General features: G+C 46.7%; 12 protein-coding genes. 3 read left to right on the forward strand and 9 right to left on the reverse strand.

Annotated elements, in window-relative coordinates; translation table 11 throughout:
- Nucleotides 1–78: 78 nt before the first annotated feature.
- Together QUA16_RS02235 and QUA16_RS02240 are read left to right on the forward strand one after the other, a co-directional pair.
- Complete coding sequence (locus tag QUA16_RS02235) at nt 79–1500, forward strand: TIGR03985 family CRISPR-associated protein (protein WP_333101753.1); 1422 nt, start codon at nt 79–81, stop codon at nt 1498–1500.
- 27 nt (nt 1501–1527) lie between these two features.
- The gene (locus tag QUA16_RS02240; protein ID WP_333180993.1) at nt 1528–1650 is read left to right on the forward strand and encodes a hypothetical protein; all 123 of its coding nucleotides are present in this window, start codon (nt 1528–1530) and stop codon (nt 1648–1650) included.
- Between the two features lie 65 nt (nt 1651–1715).
- On the opposite strand, the gene QUA16_RS02245 is transcribed toward QUA16_RS02240, so the two are convergent.
- On the reverse strand, nt 1716–2636 hold the full coding sequence (locus QUA16_RS02245; protein ID WP_333101755.1) for a cation diffusion facilitator family transporter: 921 nt from the start codon (nt 2634–2636) through the stop codon (nt 1716–1718).
- A 241-nt stretch (nt 2637–2877) separates the two neighbouring features.
- On the opposite strand from QUA16_RS02245, the gene QUA16_RS02250 reads away from it, so the two are divergent.
- Entirely contained in the window at nt 2878–3225 is a 348-nt protein-coding gene (locus tag QUA16_RS02250; RefSeq protein WP_015174783.1) for a hypothetical protein, read from the forward strand.
- A gap of 391 nt (nt 3226–3616) precedes the next feature.
- Here the strand turns inward: QUA16_RS02250 and QUA16_RS02255 are convergent, their stop codons facing one another.
- The 8 genes from QUA16_RS02255 to QUA16_RS02290 form a co-directional block, all read right to left on the reverse strand.
- On the reverse strand, nt 3617–4459 hold the full coding sequence (locus QUA16_RS02255) for a rhodanese-like domain-containing protein (protein ID WP_333101756.1): 843 nt from the start codon (nt 4457–4459) through the stop codon (nt 3617–3619).
- A 3-nt stretch (nt 4460–4462) separates the two neighbouring features.
- Nucleotides 4463–4984: a type IV pilin-like G/H family protein gene (locus QUA16_RS02260; protein ID WP_333101757.1), complete on the reverse strand. Its 522-nt coding sequence runs from the start codon at nt 4982–4984 to the stop codon at nt 4463–4465.
- A 4-nt stretch (nt 4985–4988) separates the two neighbouring features.
- On the reverse strand, nt 4989–6050 hold the full coding sequence (mtnA, locus tag QUA16_RS02265) for an S-methyl-5-thioribose-1-phosphate isomerase (RefSeq protein ID WP_333101759.1): 1062 nt from the start codon (nt 6048–6050) through the stop codon (nt 4989–4991).
- 328 nt (nt 6051–6378) lie between these two features.
- Nucleotides 6379–7203, reverse strand: a complete 825-nt coding sequence (locus QUA16_RS02270) for a hypothetical protein (protein WP_333101760.1) — start codon at nt 7201–7203, stop codon at nt 6379–6381.
- 73 nt (nt 7204–7276) lie between these two features.
- Complete coding sequence (locus tag QUA16_RS02275) at nt 7277–8638, reverse strand: cytochrome 450 (RefSeq protein ID WP_333101761.1); 1362 nt, start codon at nt 8636–8638, stop codon at nt 7277–7279.
- A 325-nt stretch (nt 8639–8963) separates the two neighbouring features.
- On the reverse strand, nt 8964–16406 hold the full coding sequence (locus QUA16_RS02280) for an FG-GAP-like repeat-containing protein (RefSeq protein ID WP_333101762.1): 7443 nt from the start codon (nt 16404–16406) through the stop codon (nt 8964–8966).
- A 69-nt stretch (nt 16407–16475) separates the two neighbouring features.
- On the reverse strand, nt 16476–16973 hold the full coding sequence (locus QUA16_RS02285) for a hypothetical protein (protein ID WP_333101763.1): 498 nt from the start codon (nt 16971–16973) through the stop codon (nt 16476–16478).
- A gap of 261 nt (nt 16974–17234) precedes the next feature.
- Nucleotides 17235–21323 (reverse strand): S8 family serine peptidase (locus tag QUA16_RS02290; RefSeq protein ID WP_333101764.1); only part of this gene is annotated, 4089 nt, incomplete at its 5' end.

The following is a 21323-nucleotide window of genomic DNA, read 5'->3' on the forward strand; positions in this document are numbered from 1 at the left end:
ATTATCGCATTCTATCGGAAACACCCCTTTCCGATCGCCCTTACGCTAAAAAACACAACACAAATCTCTAAACCCACGATGAACCCAACCTTTACCAATCCGCCACACCCCAGACTCCTAGAGAATTTCGCCAACGGAACCCTCGACCAAATTCAAAATCTCACCCGTGCCGTCAGGTTGTGGGTTTTGGTAAGTTGGCTGTACAGCGACGAGGGATATATTGCCCTTAGCAGCCCCTTTACCTATGCTGATTGGCGCGAAGCCTTCTTTGGCAAAAATTACAAAGATGAAAAGCAGGAAGATATTCTTAACTATTCAGACCCCAATTGTGCTTGCAACAAAACAACGCAACAGTGGTTGACAAAATGGAATGTATCTGTAAACGACTGGCGGCATTCTTTGCGAAAACAAATAGCTATTGCCGATGCTGATTTAGACAAGCTCTTAGCAGAAAAGTTATTCGCTCAGGTGCGAAAATCGCTGCAAAATGACTTCGATTTATTGGTGGATCGGCATTTGCTGCAACGGTTAACCAGGGTGACGGGGAGAAGTAAAAACTACCGCCGAGTTGACACAATGCCGCCAATTTCCAGCCTAACAGAAAACCCCAATACAGACAGCAATTTGACTCCAAAAACACAGGCTTATCTCGCTGCTACTTTGGGGATGTTTAGTTTTCTCGACCCAAGTTTGCCTTTATTAGCCGACCAATTTTCAGAAGAGGTAGTTGATGAAGACAATCACCGCGTCTTTTTGTACGTTGATTATCTCGTACCCGAATCTAGTCCCATGCAAGATGCTGTCGATCAATTTCAAAGCGAATTGCAGGAAATGTGGGATTCTCAAAATATCGCTCCTTTGCTATTAACTTATCGCAGCGCTCATCAAAATCAGATTAAAGAGTGCGTTGTTTATCCTGTTTGTATTTACTTTATGGATCGAGCTAAATATTTGTGTGCCTACGGCAGCACCCCCAGAGGTGAAATTAATTGGTACAAATATCGGCTCGATCGCATTATTTCAAAACGTCTCGAATCCTTGGATTGGCAAGATTCTCGGGTTCCGCAATTACTCAAGGAAAAATATCAGGAAAATAACCTGCCAACTCCCAAAACAGTTAACGATATGTTAAATGAAGCTTGGGGCTGCGATTTTTATAAAGAAACTGCGCTGATGGTATTGCGGTTCGATCGCACTTTTCATCAAAGTTATATGCAGGGAATCAGCATTCACTCTACCTGTACCGCCATAGATATCGATCACGCCGCCACATTAATCACACAATATACTCCCAACCCAGAACATCGATCGGCACTTTTACAAATCCTCCAGTCTCGCCCAACCGACGATGCTTACTACCAAGTCACTTACCGAGAGACAGACTACTACCCGCTGAGGTGGTTGCGAGCTCTGGGTTCACAAGTCGAGATTCTGCTACCTTGGGACTTGCGACAGAAAATGGCCGTAGAAATCCAAAAAACTCGGAACTTATACCAATAGTCTTTTGCTCGATAATTATCAAAGCTATTGTGGAAAACCACCCTTTTCCTGTGGAAAAACCCCTTTTTCCTGTGGAAAACAGCCACTAATTTAAGTGCGATCGCTCTCACCCGATTGATAGCATTTAAAAAATTGGAGCAATTGCAGTAAGTAAAAATACTTTCCCGATTCTTCAATTAATCCGTGTATCCGTGTCAAAATCACTGGTTGTGCCTTCATTTTTCCGAATCGTAGCTAATTTCGTCAGATTTGTAAGCTGGTGGCTCAACGTGAATTAAGATGCGTACAGGGCTGAAACGTTCTTCCAAACGGGCTTCTACTTCTTCTGTAATCCGGTGAGCAGTTTCTACATCAGCCGCATCCACAATCATGTGCATATCAATAAATACTTGACGCCCTACAACGCCACGGGAGGCGATCGAGTGACAGTTGACAACCCCCGGTACATCGATCGCGATCGCATGAATAACTTCCGGTGCGATCGCCATTTCATCCACCAACCAAGGCAGATTTTCAGTTAAAACCTTCCAACCGCTTCTAAATACCAAAACAGCCACAGGAAAAGACAAAAACACATCCAGGGATTGTAATTGAGGTATATTCCAAACCTCTCCTTGCCAAACGCCGATCAACCCCCCGATGACCATAATTGTCACCCAAACATCGCTCATCGTGTGCTGAGCGTCAGCCACTAAAATCGCGCTACCGAGACGTTGGCCAACTCTGCGCTCGTAAAAAGTGACAAAAATATTAATCCCCAGTACGAGCAACAAAATCCACAATTCATTTGGCGATATTTTGACAACTGTGCCACCTTTGAGCAGCCTTTCAACAGCGCCGCTGAGAATTTCAAAACAGGCAATTCCCAGAAAAACAGCAATTCCCAGAGCTCCGAGAGCGTCAAATTTCTGGTGTCCGTAGGGATGATCGCGATCGGGCTGCGGATTGGCATAATGATTAGTTACCAATCCTAAAATATTATTAGCGCTGTCAGTGACGCTGTGCAAAGCATCTGCCAGCAAACTGAGGGAACCAGTCAGCCATCCCACGGCTGCTTTAATTGCCATCACCAGCAAATTTAGCAATAAGGTAATTATTAAAACCTTGCGGATTTCGGAACGGTTATCGGCCACCATAAAATATCCTCGCTCAGCCGTCAAGTTTTCTGGCTTCTAGTTTAAAGCTTATCAAGTCATAAAAGGTTAAAACTCTTGCGGAATCTAGCTGGCGACTAGATTTATATTCATTAATTTAGCCTAGCTTCTTGAGACAAATTTTAATTAATAGCAGTTTCGCCGCCCAATTTAGCTGGCAGGTACTTCTTTTAGGTTATTGTATATTTTATCATTAACAATTGTATGTTAAATTTCATTGCCCATGTCTCTTTCTCCGCTGACACTGAATTTAGTCGAAGGTTCTGTCTCCTTTAGCTTTTCCCCGCAAGCCGCGCGGGATTTGCAAAGCGAAATTGCAGCTTTGATGGAAAGCTTGAAAGCTGTAGCAGCCAAAACCGCTGGCGCTAAAGCTTCTCCCCAAAAACCGATGGAATATCGGTATGCAGGAGATGTATTTTTGGAAGTTTTCTGCAACCCGAATATCTGGCCCACTCCTTTTGCTGCAAAAGTGCTGATTACGGTTAGGGACGATCGCGTGCGCGTCACCACCGAAGCCGAACTCAGCCGCCTGCGCGACGATCTCGCTCAGTATATCGAACAAGTCGGTTGAAATTCTCAACCTGAAGCCCGCGCGTTTGTCAAGGTTAAATTCCCATTAGAATCATTGGGGTTTTGGCTTCAGTAGGGTGCGTCAGCTAGGGTTATTTTATCGGTAATTGAGAGACTCTCTTCTGACGCACCCTAGGACTAAGGAATGAGAATTAAATAACTTACAATGCGTGATGGTTCTTGTGGGATGGGCGTCCCGCCCGTCCAGAAAGGGCGGGCTAAGAGTGCCCAACCCCTACTCCCCACTTTCAAGAGTGTAAATTATTTAATTCGCGATCCTAATTGGCTTAGTAAGGTGCGTCAGCTAGGTTTCTTTTATCGGTAATTGAGAGACTCTCTTCTGACGCACCCTACGACTGACATACCCTACGACTAATTTCTAATTGCTAGTTTTAATTTTTGTTCAGGGGATAACTATCTGCCGGCGACGCCGACCATTCCCACATTGAACCTGCATAATTCCTAGCATTAAATTCCACATTTGTCAAGACACAAGTCAACCATGCAGAGCGAATTCCCCCGGAGCAATAAATCACAATTTGAGTTGACTGCGAAACTCCTTTTTGCTGCAAAATAGCGACAATTTCCCCACGACTCAGCAGTTTTCCCTGTTTGTCCATTAACTGTTTGTAATAGAGGTGAACCGCACCGGGAATGTGGCCGCCCCGCTTTTCTCCGTAAGGTGTTTTACCTGCATATTCTCGCCGCTCTCTGGCGTCAATAATGACTAAATTCTCATCTCCTAAAATAGCTTTCAATTCATCCCGCTGAATTTCCCAATTCCAACGGCGAGATATTACAAAATCTTCTGTTTTCGGTGGATTGTTTGCAGCTTTTACTCGATTAATTCCAGCTTTGATTAAAGCCCGATATCCTCCATCAACAAAAACTGCTTTTTCGTGTCCCAAAGTCCGCAACATCCAAACAATTCGCCCGTCTTCGCCCCACCCTTTTACGGAATCGGCAACGACTATGACCGGTTTGTCTTGACAAATACCAATTGCTTGCAGTTTTTGAGTTAAAACTGTGTTATTTTCGATAATCTTTCCCTTGTGGGGAAAGTCCGATCGCGAAAATTCCTGCCAAGTTACGGGAATAGCTGGTGGGAGACGACAAAACCACTTTAAAATAGGTGCGCGAGCATCTAATAAAGTAGCTTCTTGTTCCAGCAATTGCTTAGCTAAATCTGCATTTACTATCCAGTTATTTGCTAAATTACCCAGTAAATTAGACATAATTTATTGAGTAACTTTGGCTGTATTAGCACCGCAGGCTAAAACCCCCTTGGTATTAGTTGGATTAGCTGGTTTAGTCTTGCCAGGAGCAGCATTTATACACAAGATTGTTTGGGTCTTGTTTCCCACCAAAAAGACTCCCCCCACAAAACTTTTGAGATTAGCTTGCTTCGATACTCCGTAGTTAAATACAGCACCTTTTTTCACCATACCGATCGAGTAGCTGTAATTGGCTGCGTCAGGTTTAACTTGGAGACCGAGATAAACCAATAGATTGGAAACAGAACTTGTAAACCCGGCTTTTTCAGCATAGTAAACTTGCTGAGCTTTATTCATCGAACCCACAAATTTTTTCGCTTGTGATTCCTTAGCTGTAAGCGTTTGTGACACTTGAGCTTCCGAGACCGGACTGAAAACAACTGGCAGAGTTAGAGCTGCGATCGCAACTTTGAGCTGCCAGTTACTGCTGCTATATATCCTGCTTAATGTCACAGGCAACAGGCGGAATGAGCGGTTGAGAAACATACAATCAAACTAATTGTTTTGCCTGAAACTGTTTCAACGCCCCAGGAGCAACCGTGCCGTGTTCTGTGATTATTCCCGATATTAATTCCGCCGGAGTTACGTCAAAAGCGGGATTGTAAAATTCGACTCCCACAGGACAAATCCGCGTAGTTCCAACTTGATACATTTCAACGGGATCGCGTTCTTCAATTGGGATTTTGCTGCCGTCGGAAAGTTCAAAATCAATTGTTGACAGAGGAGCGGCGACAAAAAACGGGACGTTGTGAGCTTTGGCAACAATTGCTAAACTGTAAGTGCCAATTTTATTAGCAGCGTCGCCGTTAGCAGCAATTCTGTCGGCGCCCACAACTACTGCGTGAATCATGCCGAGTTTCATGCAGTGAGCGGCCATATTGTCGGCTATTAATGTGACAGGAATTCCTTCTTGCACGCATTCCCAAGTGGTGAGTTTTGCACCTTGGAGACGGGGCCGAGTTTCATCAGCAAAAACTCTTCCGAGTCTTCCTTCACGCCAAGCAGAACGAAATACACCTAAAGCAGTACCGTAGCCGGCAGTTGCTAATGCACCGGCATTACAGTGAGTTAGTAAGTTCAATTTTTCCGGTGTAGCGGGCAGAACTTCTAAACCTTTGTCCCCGATATCTTTACAAGTTTGCAAGTCTTCTGCTTGAATGGTTTTAGCCATTTCTAACAAAGTTTTTTGCACTTGTTCGACAGAACCGCTAGTTCTCTCGGCAGTTTTGAGCATTCGCGATATTGCCCAAAACAAATTAACCGCAGTGGGACGAGTCGATCGCAATAACTCGCCAACTTGTTCTAATTTAGCGAGAAATTCGGTACGATCGCCCGTTTCGATTTCTCGCGCCCCCAAATACATCCCGTAAGCTGCTGCTACCCCGATCGCCGGAGCACCTCGGACTATCATAGTTTTAATCGCCTCAGCCATATCTTCGCAGCGGCTAATTTCGACTACACCGTATTCTTTCGGTAGCCGATTTTGGTCAATTAGCAGAACTCGGTCTTCCATCCAGGTGACGGGGGAAACAGGGGAGTTTTGAGCGGTCATCTATTTCAATTATGTGAGGGACAAGTTTCTATGATGCCATGAAGGCGACTATTCCCGCCACTTCGATCGACAAAACCCGCCTAATTAAGCGGGTTTTGTATAGCAATCCTCGCATCATTTGTGAATTTCTTACTCCCTCCCCGAACTCGCGGGGAGGGTTGGGGTGGGGTAAAAAATTTACGACTCCTGCAAGGAATGCTATAGCCTTTCTCAGAAAGATGAGGTACTCATGGGCATTGGCCAAACAGGGCATTGGCCAAACAGGGCATTGGGCCGAAAAGCATACCTCAGTTTTTTGAGAACCGCTATATAGTTTTCCTAAATATTTTCACTCTTGGGCAATGATTAAACAATCACTCTCAACTTTAGACAGCATATCTGCAAAAGCTGATGTGTAATTGCCATCTTTGTCTACAACCCTGCGAAGTATATATCCGCTCTCAGCAGGTCTGCCGAAAAACGAGTTTGTGCGATGCCAGATATCTCCATTCGGAGTGTTCGGATCTCGATCGATCAAAAAATCTACAAGCCACTGCGGCACACACCATCCAAACACTATCGGCGTAATGTGTCCGTGCTGCAAAGTTGCATCCGAGAATCGGAACAAGTAGCTGAAGCGAGAAAGTTTAACAAAATAAAGTAACATCCGTCCCGCCATTGATGAATGAAATGTCCAGATAACAGGGTCAAAAACGCGCAGCAATAACGTTTTTTCGTCAGCATTCCAGTCTGAACTGTGCATCGTCAGACAATGGTCTGGTAAAACATTCCCGTCCATAAAAAAGATACCTTGCAGGACTTCAGGTAACTCCGCTGGATGTTCTACTTTCATCCAATTCGCGATGTCTTTTAGTTGCTTTTGTTCGATTAACATGATATTATTTATCCTGGTATTTGTGTTTTGGTTTCCTATTAGATACCCCCTTGATTTCTGAGTCGCTCGATCGGACTTCGTTTGTGTGGCGTGCGGTTTCAACTCACATCTTGCACCATTCTCAATAAGGCTTTTATGTGCGGGCAGGATGCCCACCCCACAAGCAATTAATTCTTTGTGGAACAGGCATCTTGCCTGTTCTTGAGAATTGTGTAATATAGCGGTTCTCAAGCGTGGTGAGGTATGCCCGATGCCCGATGCCCGATGCCCGATGCCCATGAGTACCTCATATGAGAGCTCGAAAGGCTATATCTCAGTTTCAACCGCTGTCTGATGCGAGCTTTTGGATTGATTACCGCCCCAAGTTAGGCTCAAAGCCTCGCCGCACTTTGCCTACCGTACTGACGACATCCACCAGCATCTTGAGTGCGATGTCTTTAGCTGGACAAATCCGTCCCGCACTCCGATCGCCCACCGAATGAAATCCCATATGAAAAGGGCAGAGATTCTCCCGCTTAGCGTTAAATTCGTATACCGTAGAGCCCCAGAAACTCTCGTCTAGCAGCCCCAGGCTGAGCGGTATCAGTACCTTGGTGCCGGCAGGGAAAGTGCGCTCTTTGCCCGCTACCGTTGCGCTGAAAGGCTCTGTCGCGACTCGGTGCGTGGCGCTGACGGGGGCCCAGAGGCGGGCGCATTCCAGGAGAAAGAGTTCGATCGACTGGCGATCGTCCAAATCGAGCCGATCCCAAAAATCAGTCGGGTTAATTTCGGCCGTCTGCTGTCCTTTATAGGCAGGGAGAGGGCGGTATCCCATTGCCGTGTAGCCTAGGTGCAGGGGGCCTTGCATTCCCGCTATCCCCATAATTGATGTCATCAGCTTCGCCAATTCCCGCTTAGTCATGCCATTGTTTTCCGAGCTCTCCTCGAAGTCGGCTAAAGCTGGGGAATTTTCATAGATAGTCGCTGCACGCTGGATTAGAGTGGACAAATCCCCGTGTCCAAACAGGTTCAGGCTTTGCAGCAGGTTGCCGATGACGGCGAAGTAGTGCAGCGGGCTTTGGCGGGTGTAATGCAATTCGGTGAGAAGTTCGATCGACTCTGAATCGTCTGGATTAATCCCAAAGATCACGTAGTGCAGGTATCGGACTAAAAATCCCATCCAACCGCGCTTGACATCGGTAAAAAACGCTCCCCCCGCACCGTGCGACATCGCGCCATAATCTGCGGCTAGCCGATCGAGCAACCGTTTGCTGATTTCGTCTCCCTGGCGATCCGTTGTCGCACTGTTGAAGAGATATTTCTGCATACAGCTTCGGAATGCCGCGTGGTTGCTGCTACCGTCAGGTTCGCGATCCGACAAAGACAGCAGGAAAAGGTTCCTACCGCCGACATCTTGGTTGGGCGCGCGATCGGGATCGAGTACAGAAGTACCAAGCCGCCATCCGCGCGCCTGGGGCGATGTGAGTGCTTTTTCCAGCGTGTCAAACTCTCCCATCACGACTTGCCCCGCGCAGCAAAAGTTCGCTCCAAAAGCCAGCCGTTTTATCTGCAAATAGGTGGGTTCGTTGGCAATCAAACCCTCAATCAGGGCGATCGGAGGTAGCATCGTTTTGCTGAGACTTTCTTCCGGGTTTTGCAAAGCCCAAACCTGAAACTCGTTCAGGGCCGGGTTCATCAGCGATGAGAAAATAGTATCTAAATTTAGGTTCATCATAATTCCTCCGAGAATCCTTCGCCATAACGCGCTTCGCATTTAGCAGCAAGAGGGTATTGAGCGGCAATTGAGCCGGTATTCAATCCCACTTAATTGCCAAAATAAGTAAGTATAACTATAGCCATCTTTATTGGTGCACGCAGTGGCAATATAGATATAGTTTTACTGAATATGTATGCGCCCAAGTCTAGCCTTGTCCCGGAGATTGAGTGGAATTTATAACGATTTCTGGTAAGTATATCTACTTTCTGCATCTAAACTATTAGCCCCAATCTCTGAGAGCCGCACATAAATACGATTTATGTGCGACTACTTGCTATTAAAGTTAGCCGAAATTTGCGACATTAATTAGAGTGGACGATACCCCATTAATAGAAGCTAAAATTTCTCCGGTTGCAGCCAACCGGATTAAAGTTGAACCGCTATCTTGGACAATCGCCAATTGCGAGAAAATCAGTCCGTTACCCAATACTAACAAATCTTTACCGACTTCAAAGTCAGTAATCGTATCAGTACCGGAATTCGTAGAGAGTAAAAACTTATCTACTCCCATGCCTCCCGTCAAAGTATCAAGTCCCAAACCGCCCGTCAGTAAATCATCTCCCTTACCTCCGTAAAGCATATCATTACCATCATCGCCATTCAAAATGTCAGCACCACGGTTGCCAAATAAGGTATCATCACCGCTACTTCCGAGTAAAGTATCGCTACCTTTGCCACCGAAAACCGAGTCATTCCCCAGACTTCCGTCGAGGGAATCATTGCCCCTCATGCCCATCAATACATTATTCGCGCTGTCGCCAGTCAGGATATCGTCGCCATTGGTACCGAGAATTGCATTCGGGGAATTGCTGCCCAAATCTACATCGCCGCTGACAACAGGAGTTGCAATCACAGCCGGCAATACTACAGCTTCAATTCTGCTATCTAAAGCAGCACCAGTATTCTCAGTAACTACCTGGGAAATTGTCTTAGTTCCGCTACCAACTGATTTGAAGTCTTGAGTAGTTGGACCTAAAGCTACTTGTTGGACGCGGGCAAGTGATTCAGGAATTGAGGTTCCTGTTGGGTTGGAGACAGCGCTATCAATGCGCTGATTGGCTGTTGCCATTACTGTCGCTGCTTGGGAGGTAATTTGGGTAACAGTTTGGCTGTTGAAGCTGGGGTCTATTTGCTGGATTTTAGCTGCTGCTTGCTGAATGATTGGTTCTAAGGCTGCTGCATTACTGAGGTTTAAAACTGTACCGGATTGAATTTGAGCGGTAATTGAACTGACAACAGCTTTGACAATATCCTGATTAGCTGCACTGGAAGCACCGTCAATCAAAGCGCTGGTTTGAGTGATGAAGTTTTGGACTTTGACCATTTCGGATAAGACTTGGACTCCGCCCGGTTGATTGTTGTTGGTAGCGTCGATCGGGTCGAAATCGGTGATGTCAACATCAGCGGGAATCGCCAGAGAAGATTTGACAAGAGATTGCGCTGTTTCCGGTGCAACTCCCTTATCAATTAAATCCACTACCAAACTCGTTAACAGCGTGACAACAGTAGCATCCGCAGGTGCTGTGACGGGTGTTTCTAGTGGCAAACCAGTAGCGGTGTCAGTGCCTCCAAAAGCAACTATATTGCCTTCCTCTGCATCAACTTCCCCATTCTGATTTTTGTCAAAGGTTTCCAAGGGAATATCGAGTTCGTATTCACCTTTAGGGCCCGTTATTGTAGAGGATTCGTTCGCATCCTTTACCCCATTCTTGTTACCATCAAAGAACACAGTAGCGCCAGCAATGTAACCGTCGATTACAGAACCCCGACCTTGATTGTAAACATCGAAAAATGCTATATCCGATGCACCAGCAGCATCCCTGGCTGTTACCCGAATCCAGTAGTTTTGATCGAGAGGCAACCTACGGTCAACTCTGAAAGTCCGACTGCTGGCGTCGAAACTCATTCCTGTTGGTAAGGGGCTAATGCGGTTCCAACTTGTCGGGATTGGCGATCGCCCCCCGCTGACATTTCGCCACTCAAAGTTGGTGACATTTTCATACCAATCAGCAGTGTAAGTCAGCGTATCGCCCGGATCGGGGTCAGCGAAAGTGTTGTTTTGAAAAGTAAACTGCAATCTGCTAGGAGTCAAACCCGATGCCAGTAACCTCAAACCTTGTTCGCGAAAAGGAATGGTCAAGACTGGCGGACGGTTGACGCCAGGACTCAGATTCAGATTAATATAACCTGACGATCCGCCGAAGCCATCTACTGCTATTTTGTAAGTCGTACCGGCAGTAGCAGTAAATGCAACTCGACTGGTTTGACCTCCAGCAGGGTCGTTATTATTGCTAGCAACAGTCGTCAAACTAGACACAGAACTGCCAGTGTAAACCCCTAGCAAAGTATCGAAGGAACTCCCCGCCGTAGAAACTGTTACCGGGCCAGAACTTGGGGCTGTCCAAGACCACCAAATAGATTTACCACCGCTGTTACCTGCGTGATTTAATTCTCCTGTCTGTTTAGTGCCATTGACATTTAAGCCAGTTGTGGAAAAAGAACTACCGCTGACAGTTTTTGCCTTCTCAAGATTATCATTTGAGTGCCGCCAATTAGCACCGTAAATTGCAGTATTGTTCAGCGTGCGAGCATTATTTGTGGAACTCGTTCCTGTGGGTTCGCCGAGATATGTGCGATCGGGATTAGACCAGCGATTAATCCGTGTAGTGGGCGGATCGCTTTGGTAAGACATGATGGTACGGAAAGTGTTTGGGCCAGCGGTATCCTGATAGCCGTAAGAGTAGGGATAAGAAACAGCACCGCCCGCGTCTTTTGAATTGTGGTGAGCACCTAGATTGTGTCCTAGTTCGTGACCAAAACTGTAATTACCTGTGGCACAACTCCTCTTGACTACAGTAAAACCTGAATCTGCAAACTCATAGCTTGGAGTAGTCATATAATAACCGATACCGCAGGCATCTAAGTTATTAACAAATAGGCTCACCATGTCAGCCGAATAGGTATTCCGCAATTGCTGAACGTTGTCTAGAAAACCGTCGGAAGGATTCTTGAGCCGCTGTAAATCTGTGCTGGAATTGCCACTTTCTGTGTAGGATATTTCCTGTCTGTGTACTATCCGTATCCGCTGGTTTACGCCACTATTTTCGTAACCCTGATTGGTTTCAGATTCAGCTAGGTCAATCAAGGTATTCATAGCAGCAGTACCACCTGCACCGTCTTTGGCTGACGCGGTATAAACGACCATGACATCTATTACCGCAGGGTCGTCGCCAGTCAAATCGTAGCTGATGTCTGGAAGGTCAGCCAAACTGTCGCTGGGGACGGGAACTGCATCGCTTTCTTGGTTAAATTCGGGAGGATCGGGAAAGGCTGCTTGGTCGATTTCTCGAATGCTGTGCAGACCGTTACCTGCATAACGAATTTGGTAAAATTTGTCTTTATACCTGATATTGCCGATCGCAACGCCATCCTTTTTACTGCTGGTCAAGATGACTTCACTGTCATCTAAAGCACCTTGAATTCTGCCAATCCGCACCCAACTTTCTCCATTAGATGAGGTTTGTACTTTGTCAATGATTACGTCAAAAGACGTATCGTTGAATAAGTTAAGGTTGAGCGGGCCTGCGTCTAAATTCTGTTGTGGGTCGTCAATTAAGTCAAATTTGACGTTAGATAAGCGCTGTCGCTTAACAGTGGGGTCGTCAAGGTCAGCTTCTGCGACAACTTGCCCGGGTGACAGGGGAATGAATAAAGAATTGCGTTTGTTGGCTAGGGTATCATTATCGCTATTGGTGACAGCGACATCGGCTGCATTTAAGCCGTTATAATTGTTGTCCGCACTAACAGCAGGGGCAGTAACAATCGTGTAAGCTTGATCGCCGTCAACAACATTATCATCAACACCTGTTAATGTTACCGTTTGCGCTGCATTCCAGTTACCAGAATTGAAAGTCAGCGAGACAGGTGAAACTGTTCCTTCTGTTGTATTTGAACTTCCTAAATCTATTTTGACATCAGCAGTAGGTTGGCTGTTGAGTTTGACATTAAATGTGGCTGTTTGGCCTGCTTCTGTCGTGGTTAATCCACTTGCAGCATTAACACTAATTCCAGCAGGTGTCGGTGTTGGTATTGGAGGTGTTGGGGTTGGTGTTGGGGTTGGTGTTGGGGTTGGTGTTGGTATAGGAGGTGTAGGGGTTGGAGGTGTAGGAGTTGGAGGTGTAGGAGTTGGAGGTGTGGGAGTTGGAGGTGTGGGAGTTGGAGGTGTGGGAGTTGGAGGTGTAGGTGTTGGAGGTGTAGGTGTTGGAGGTGTAGGTGTTGGAGGTGTAGGAGTTGGAGGTGTTGGGGTTGGCGCAGTGTCGTTATCAGTAATGGCGACATTAACAGGGGAAATGGTGATGCCGTTATATTTAACATCGTTACTGGTAGAAGTATGCCCGATCGCCCCGGCATGATTTCCTTCCACAACCGCATCGTCTGTAGCCGTTACTGTGACGGGTTTGGCAACATTCCAGTTAGTAGCGTCGAAGGTAATTGCACCCATCGCATTTATTTGATTTCCCGCATCAAAGCTGATAGTAACTGGTGCAGTTGGCTGGGAATTTAACTTGAGTGTAAAACTGCCTGTGGCACCGCCTTCTGTAGCAGTTGTGCTCTCCGGTGAAATACTCACACCCGTCGTGTCGTTGTCAGCAATCGTCGCAGTCACAGGAGAAATTGTCAGGTTATTATACTTGATATCGGTACTGACAGAGGTGTGAGCGATCGTGCCGCTGCGGGTTCCTTGGGCTATGCTGTCATCGATCGCACTAACAGTCACATTTTGAGCAACATTCCAATTATTGGGGGTGAAAGTGATAGGTGCGATCGCATTAATTTCATTGCCCGTGTCAAAATTTATCGTGACGTTTGCAGTAGGTGCGGTAGTCAGAAGTACGCCGTAGCTATCGGTTACACCGCCTTCAGCAATAGCTGTTCCGCCTTCTGATTGGACAAGAGAAATACCGGGACTATCGTTATCAGTAATTGATGCCGTCACATTGGGAATGACCTTCGCGTTATAATTCGCATCGGTACTCGTAACTGTGTGAGCGATCGTGCCGCTGTGGGTTCCTTGTGCTAGATTGTCGTCGATCGCACTGACAGTGACAGTTTGAGCAACATTCCAATTAGTGTTGTCAAAAGTAAGAGGTGTGGCGATCGGATTAAGTTGATTGTCAGTATTGAAACTGATAGTAACCGGTGCCTTCGGTTCCGAAGTTAGCTGGATTTTGTAACTGCCATTTGCGCCGCCTTCTGTAGCAGTTATGTTCGTAGGTGCAATGCTGAAACCTGCCGTGTCATTATCGGTAATGGCGACGCTAACAGCCCCAATTGTGATGCTGTTATAGTTAGTATCGGTACTGGTAGCAGTATGGGCGATCGTACCTGCATGATTTCCTTCAACTGCATTGTCGTCCACAGCAGCCACCGCAACAGTTTGAGCAACATTCCAATTATTCGGTGTAAAATTAAGTGCGGTAATTGGTTGAATTTGACTGCCTGTAGCTAAGTTAATCGTCACAGGTGCGATCGGTTGACTATTTAACTGAACAGTGTAACTTCCATTTGCACCGCCTTCCGTTGCAGTTGTGCTGGCAGGATTAATCGTAATGCCAGGAGTTTCATTATCGCTGTTACTGGCGCTGACATCATCGGGATTGAGATTGCTGTAATTAATGTCGGTACTGACAGCCGCAGCAGTGACAATATTGTAAATTTTACTGCCATCAGCAACGCTGTCGTCAACACCTGTCACCGTTACCGTTTGCGGTTGATTCCAGTTCGCAGGCGTGAAAGTTAAACTGTTGCTGGAAACTGTTGCTTCGGCGGGATTGGAACTGCTCAAACCAATGCTAAGATTAGCAGTGGGTTGACTGTTAAGTTTAACGGTAAATGTAGCGCTGTCGCCTGCTTCTGTCGTCACTAATCCGCTGGCAGGATTGACGGTGACTCCGGCAGTGTCATCATTACTGATCGTAGTTGTAGCGGTAGCAGCGGTAATAGTCGGAGTCGGGCCGGGCGCAACCGGATTTGAGAGAGTAACAGTAATAGTTTCGTCCGGTTCAATTATGGCATCGCCCAACACATCTAAAGTAATAGTTTTCGATGTCTCGCCCGCCGCAAAATTAACCGTACCAGTAATGCTAGTTCCCCCAGAAGTTCCGCCGATATTGTTGTAATCGCTGCTGTTTGTAGCAGTTCCTCCAATTGCATAATTTACACTGCTGGCAGCATCAATCCCGCCGCTGCGAGTCACGGTAAAAGTAACGGGAGTAGTGCCACTGTTGCCTTCGGCGAGGCTGGCAGTACCGGCAGCAATGGCGTAATCTATAGCGTCATTGGCCGGAATAGTTAGTGTTGTTTCTTTTGTTGTACCTGCAATCCCGTCAGTAATTGTGCCAAAGTCGAACACTGCTGTTTCGTCGTTCTCTGGGATATTGTCAGCTTTGACAGTGACAGCAACATTCTGAGTCAGGGTGTTAGTACCTGCACTGAATGTGAGAGTGGCAGGTGAAAAAGTGTAGTCTGAATCTTGGGTAGCTGTGCTGCTGGGGTTAAGTGCGATCGCAACTGTCAAATCTTGGACGGGACTGCTGCTGACAGTAACGGGAATATTAATAATAGTATCCGCGTTTCCTTCTGTGCCGCTGTAGGCAGCAGCACCGAAATTCACTGTCGGTGTATTGTTGAGTAAAACCGAGACATTGTTAGAGTTTGTCCCATTGTTCGCTGTCGCTAAGTCTGTCTTGCCGTCAGCGTTAAAGTCCCCAACAGCAACGGAATATGGATTTGTCCCTGCCGCAAAGTTAGCCACCGCACCAAAACTGCCCGTACCATCTCCCAACAAAATGGAGACTGTGTTAGCACCGCTGTTCCCTACAGCTAAGTCTGACTTGTTATCGCTGTTAAAGTCTCCGACTGTAACAGAAGAGGGACTTGTCCCCGCATTAAAGTTAGTAGCAGCCCCAAAGCTACCTGTCCCTGTCCCCAACAGGATCGATACGTTGTTAGATCCACTGTTTGCTAAAGCTAAGTCTGACTTGCTATCGGCATTAAAGTCTCCGACAGTAACAGAATAGGGACTTGTCCCCGCATTAAAGTTAGTAGCAGCCCCAAAGCTGCCTGTCCCTGTCCCCAAAAGGATGGAGACGCTCCCCGATTGATTGTTCGCCGTGGCTAAGTCTAACTTGCCATCGCCGTTAAAGTCCCCCGCCACAACAGACCTGGGCAAATTTCCGACATTAAAGTTGGTGGCCGCCCCAAAGCTGCCCGTACCCGTCCCCAACAGGAGAGAGACGTTGTTGCCGCCATTTGCCGTAACTAAGTCTGGCTTGCTGTCCCCGTTAAAGTCACCTACGGCGACGGCATAGGGATATGATACTACGTCAAAGCTGGTGGCAGTGCCAAAGCTACCTGTGCCATTTCCCAACAGGATGGCTACCCGATAAGAGGGAAACTCCCCTCCGCTACCCCACGGTGCAGCTATATCGAGGTTGCCGTCGCTGTTAAAGTCCCCTAATGCCAGAGATCCCGGGCCAATCCCAGCACTAAAGTTAGCGGCAGTGCCAAAGCTGCCAGTGCCTGTGCCCAACAGAATGGAGACGTTGCTAGAGGCGCCGTTGGATGTGGCGATATCTGGCTTGCCGTCTTTGTTAAAGTCTCCTACAACAACGGAATTGGGGTTTGTGCCGACAGGAAAGTTGGTTGCGGTACTGAAAGTAGACATGATTAATTTACCTCTTAATTGAAAAGTAATTTTTGATGTTTGGAGTTGTGAAACTGATGCAAATCGCACCTAAGTTGGTGGCATCAGTGTCCCGACGATCGCAAGTACAAGCAGGCTGCCTCCCACAGCGATAGTTACTATATTCCATACCGAAAATCGACTGTTAGGATTGTGGTTTGGTGCTGCTAAACTGTTCAGTTCATTCACAATCGCTTGAACAGGAAGCAAAACTATTACAGATAAAAAACTAACTAGCCAGTATGGGTCTGGCAGTCGGGCACACAGCGCAAGCCCCAACCAAGCCAGAGTCAGCAAGAAGGGACTAAAGTTGGCATCAATACCGCGCAATTTAGCCCTATTTCTAATTTTTGTAATCAATGAATAACAAAAAATACCGTTGAAAACAGCTCTCCAAAATGGGCTAATGTCGTCTCCTGTTGCGGCTTTGAATAGCTGCCAGTTTTTGTAAAACCAAAAAATTTGATAGAGGCCCAAGGTTACTAGGGACATCACTAGCAACTTCAGCCGAGAAACAGGAAAAAACATTGGTGGTGCATCTTCATTCATATCAAAAACCTCATAGGTGGATAGACTACTACTCGATCGAGACTTATACCCAATGCGGTCGATTATCAGGTCGATGGTAGGGGCGGGTTCACCCACAATATCTGCTAATAGACAATTTCAAAAACCCGCCCCGGCCGCGATCGTACTGTCGAATATCGGGGCGGGTTTACAGAATCTCTCGTTTCTCTTAAAGATATCCGCGAACCCGCCCCTACAGGAATTATGGTCGATTAACCGGACATCATATCAGTCCTCTTGCTATTAGATTGAGCCAAAATTTGCGACACCGATCGCACTTGCCGTCACACCATTCAGAGATGCTAAAATCTCTCCGGTTGCGGACAAGCGGATGAATGTTGAACTGTTTTCTTGAGTAATTGACAATTGCGAGAAAGTCAGACCATTACCCAAAACTAACAAGTCTTTACCAACTTCAAAGTCAGTAATAGTATCAGTACCGGAATTGGTAGATAGCAAGAATTTATCTACCCCATTCCCTCCCGTCAAACTATCACTTCCCAAACCGCCATTCAGCAAATCGTCACCGCGATTGCCAAATAAGGTATCATCACCGCTACTTCCCAGGATTGTATCGCTACCTTTGCCACCGAAAACCGAGTCATTCCCCAGACTTCCGTCGAGGGAATCATTGCCCCTCATGCCCATCAACACATTATTCGCGCTGTCGCCAGTCAGGATATCGTCGCCATTGGTACCGAGAATTGCATTCGGAGAATTGCTGCCCAAATCTACATCGCCGCTGACAACAGGAGTTGCAATCACAGCCGGCAATACTACAGCTTCAATTCTCCTATCTAAAGCAGCACCAGTATTCTCAGTAACTACCTGGGAAATTGTCTTAGTTCCCGCACCAACTTCTTTGAAGTCTTGAGTAGTTGGGCCTAAAGCTACTTGTTGGAGGCGGGCAAGTGATTCAGGAATTGAGGTTCCTGTTGGGTTGGAGACAGCGCTATCAATGCGCTGATTTGCTGTTGCCATTACTGTCGCAGCTTGCGAGGCAATTGAGGTAACTTTTTGACTGTCGAAACTGGGTTCTATCTGCTGAATTTTCGCGGCAGCTTGCTGAATGATTGCTTCTAAAACTGCTGAAGAGCTCAGATTTAAAACAGTACCGGATTGAATTGGATCGCTAATTGAACTGACAACAGCCTTGACCATATCCTTGCTAGCTGCACTGGAAGTACCGTCAATCAAAGCGCTAGTTTGAGTGATGAAGTTTTGGACTTTCACCATTGCTGCTAAGACTTGGACGCCGCCCGGTTCGTTGTTGTTGGTGGCGCCGATGGGGTCGAAATCGGTGATGTCAACATCAGCGGGAATCGCCAGAGAAGATTTGACAAGAGATTGCGCTGTTTCCGGTGCAAGTCCTTTGTCGATAAAGTCAGCGACTAAGCTGGTTAAGAGGGTGACAACAGTAGAATCTGGTGGTGCGGTGACTGGTGTTTCTAGGGGTAAGCCGGTGGCGGTGTCAGTGCCTCCAAAAGCAACTAAATTACCTTCTGATGAGTCAATTTCGCCATTCTGATTTTTGTCAAAAGTCTCGAAGGGAATATCGAGGTAATATTCACCGTTAGAGTCAGTAGTAGTTGATGGTTCCCCGGCATCAAGGACACCGTTTTTGTTGGCATCTAAGAAGAGAGTCGCACCGGAGATATAACCGTCAATGACAGCACCAAAGTTCGATAGTTTCATTAAAATGACATCACTTGCAGTTGCCCCCGATGTGTCCGTTGCTGTTAATTTAATTTCCAAATTTCGCCGCCCTGGAATTGTTCCTTGGAAGGTGCGGGTATTCGGGTTAAAAGTCAGCCAATACGGTAAAGCTTCACCGTTTTTTAAAGTAGCTGAGTAGGTGAGGCTATCTCCCGGATCGGGATCTGTAAAAGTATTTGTCGGAAAGGTGTATTTGAAGTTCCTGCCATTGCTGACTCGCAAGTTCTTGAAATGCCACGGAGTTGTATTCGGGCCGTAGTTTAACAGTGGCGGGTGATTGCCAACAATACCTTGACCCAAAGCCAGCACATCAACGCGCTTGTAATTAAGACCAGTGTGGGTAACGTTATCGTCTTCGTCGTCGCCGTCATTGATAGTGACACCGGTTGATTTCAAAAGATCGGCGAACTCGGTTGGTGTCAGTCGGCGGCCTAATTCTCGCTGTGCTAACTGTTGGGCTAATACTGCTATGCCGCTAATGTGGGCTGTAGCTTGACTAGCGCCGTGATAGGTGCTTCTCTCGTTTATATCGCCATCTTTGCCAGCCCCGGTGATGGGTGCTCCTGGAGCAAAAACTGTGGTTAATGTCCCGTTACGCTGAGAAAAAGGAGCAATGCGATCGGCAGCAGTGGTATAAGCTATTACAGACTCCCCATTATCTTCACCAGGCTTATTCGCAAAATAACCTCCCAAAGAGAAAGAACCAATGTCGGAATTATATACCGCGCCAACCGACAGCGAATTCGGATCTGCTGAAGGGTAGTTTACACCTGGATTATTCCGGTACGGGTAGTAACGGTTGCCTGATGAAGAGACAACAATTATATTCTTTGCCGCTAATGCTGCCAGTTCATCTCCAATACCGTAGAGTGAAGGTTGACTGGTGGGAAAATTTTCACCGCTGCCGAATGCCATACAAACGCTGGCAATGTTGTAAGCATCTGCATTTTGCAATACCCACTGCAAGGCTTGCTCAACATACGGAAACTTATTAATTTCGTCTGAACTACCAGCAGGTATAGTATCCTTTCTGATTTTGAGGTCGATAATCTTAGCCCCTGGTGCCATCCCTGTATAGGTTGGGTCTTGGGAGGCAATAATGCTGGCAATGTTCGATCCGTGTCCGTCTTTGTCGCTAGCATCCGCGTCGCCGTCGGCAAAATCGTAGTTATAAACGATGCGATCGCTAATGCCGTTTGAGTCGCTGTCCGGGCCAAAGAATGGGTGGTTTAAGTTGATGCCAGTCTCTAATACCGCTACAGAGAAACCGCTGCCGTCAATGCCGGAAAAACGCGGTGTGGCGCGGAATTTGTCCAGATTTATTTGCGCGCTGGATACACTAGCAGGTTTCTCATGAAATGGGTCGTTGCCGCTGCCGTCAAAACCACCAGAAAAGTCTGCTGGGAGGAAGTTATTAACGAAACTTGAAGCATTACTATTGCCACCAACACCACTAAACAACACTGAGTCGAGGAAATTGCTATCAATCAGGGAAGTGGATAGATTGTTAGTGAGTAGATTGTTGTTGATGCCGCGCAAAATGCGGCTGCTAGGTGAATTTGAGTGCGGATTTGTGACTGCAGGGCCTTCATATCCTGTAGTTGTGACACCTGCAAGACGAGGTACAACCGACAAATTCAAATTGTATGGAGTCTCGGCGCTATTAACTGAAGAAACTCGAATGCTGTAAGTCCCGTGTTCCAAAATGCGGTTAATTAATTTTGAGCCAGCGCCCGAACTTTGTGCAGTTGAGATGACATTTTGATTACTGTCAAGCAATTCCAGATTAATATCTCCCGTAAATCCGCTGACTGACAAGTTGAAGTCATTGCTAGCACCGATCGTGAATTTGTAGTAATCGGGATCGTTACTACTCACTGAATCACTGTAGTTTCTGAGATCGGAACTTGCATTGAGTACGCGGGCTGTACTTGCAGTGTTTCCAGACGAGTCTTCGGCTGGTATACTGCTGTCATTATCGTTATTGGTGACAGCGACATCGGACGCATTTAATCCGTTAAATCTGTTATCCGTACTGACAGCAGGGCTAGTAACAATGGTGTAAGCTTTATCGCCGTCAATAGCAAAGTCGTCAACGCCTGTTACCGTTACTGTTTGCGGCTGATTCCAATTAGTAGAGTTGAAGGTAAGCGATTGCGGGGAAACTGTTCCTTCTGCTGTATTGGAACTTGCTAAATCTATTTTCACATCGCCAGTAGGTGGGATGTTTAAGGTGTTGAGTTCAACATTAAATGTTGCTGTTTGGCCTGATTCTGTGGTGATTAATCCACTTGTAGGATTAACGGTAATTCCAGCAGGTGTTGGAGTTGGTGTCGGTGTTGGAGTTGGTAACGGAGGTGTTGGGGTTGGTAACGGAGTTGGTAACGGAGGTGTTGGTGTCGGTGTTGGTGTTGGTAACGGAGGTGTTGGGGTTGGTGTTGGAGTTGGTAACGGAGGTGTTGGTGTCGGGGTTGGGGTTGGTAACGGAGGTGTTGGTGTTGGTGTTGGTGTTGGAGTTGGTAACGGAGGTGTTGGTGTCGGTGTTGGAGTTGGTAACGGAGGTGTTGGTGTCGGTGTTGGAGTTGGTAACGGAGGTGTTGGTGTCGGTGTTGGAGT

Source organism: Microcoleus sp. S13_C3, from assembly GCF_036700905.1.
Classification (GTDB): domain Bacteria; phylum Cyanobacteriota; class Cyanobacteriia; order Cyanobacteriales; family Microcoleaceae; genus Microcoleus.

Excerpts from the sequence above, each read along its gene's own strand:
- QUA16_RS02235 (WP_333101753.1), top strand. The coding sequence starts at position 79 with ATGAACCCAACCTTTACCAATCCGCCACACCCCAGACTCCTAGAGAAT.
- QUA16_RS02245 (WP_333101755.1), bottom strand. The coding sequence starts at position 2,636 with ATGGTGGCCGATAACCGTTCCGAAATCCGCAAGGTTTTAATAATTACC.
- QUA16_RS02250 (WP_015174783.1), top strand. The coding sequence starts at position 2,878 with ATGTCTCTTTCTCCGCTGACACTGAATTTAGTCGAAGGTTCTGTCTCC.
- QUA16_RS02255 (WP_333101756.1), bottom strand. The coding sequence starts at position 4,459 with ATGTCTAATTTACTGGGTAATTTAGCAAATAACTGGATAGTAAATGCA.
- QUA16_RS02260 (WP_333101757.1), bottom strand. The coding sequence starts at position 4,984 with ATGTTTCTCAACCGCTCATTCCGCCTGTTGCCTGTGACATTAAGCAGG.
- mtnA (WP_333101759.1), bottom strand. The coding sequence starts at position 6,050 with ATGACCGCTCAAAACTCCCCTGTTTCCCCCGTCACCTGGATGGAAGAC.
- QUA16_RS02270 (WP_333101760.1), bottom strand. The coding sequence starts at position 7,203 with ATGGGCATCGGGCATCGGGCATCGGGCATCGGGCATACCTCACCACGC.
- QUA16_RS02275 (WP_333101761.1), bottom strand. The coding sequence starts at position 8,638 with ATGATGAACCTAAATTTAGATACTATTTTCTCATCGCTGATGAACCCG.
- QUA16_RS02280 (WP_333101762.1), bottom strand. The coding sequence starts at position 16,406 with ATGTCTACTTTCAGTACCGCAACCAACTTTCCTGTCGGCACAAACCCC.
- QUA16_RS02285 (WP_333101763.1), bottom strand. The coding sequence starts at position 16,973 with ATGAATGAAGATGCACCACCAATGTTTTTTCCTGTTTCTCGGCTGAAG.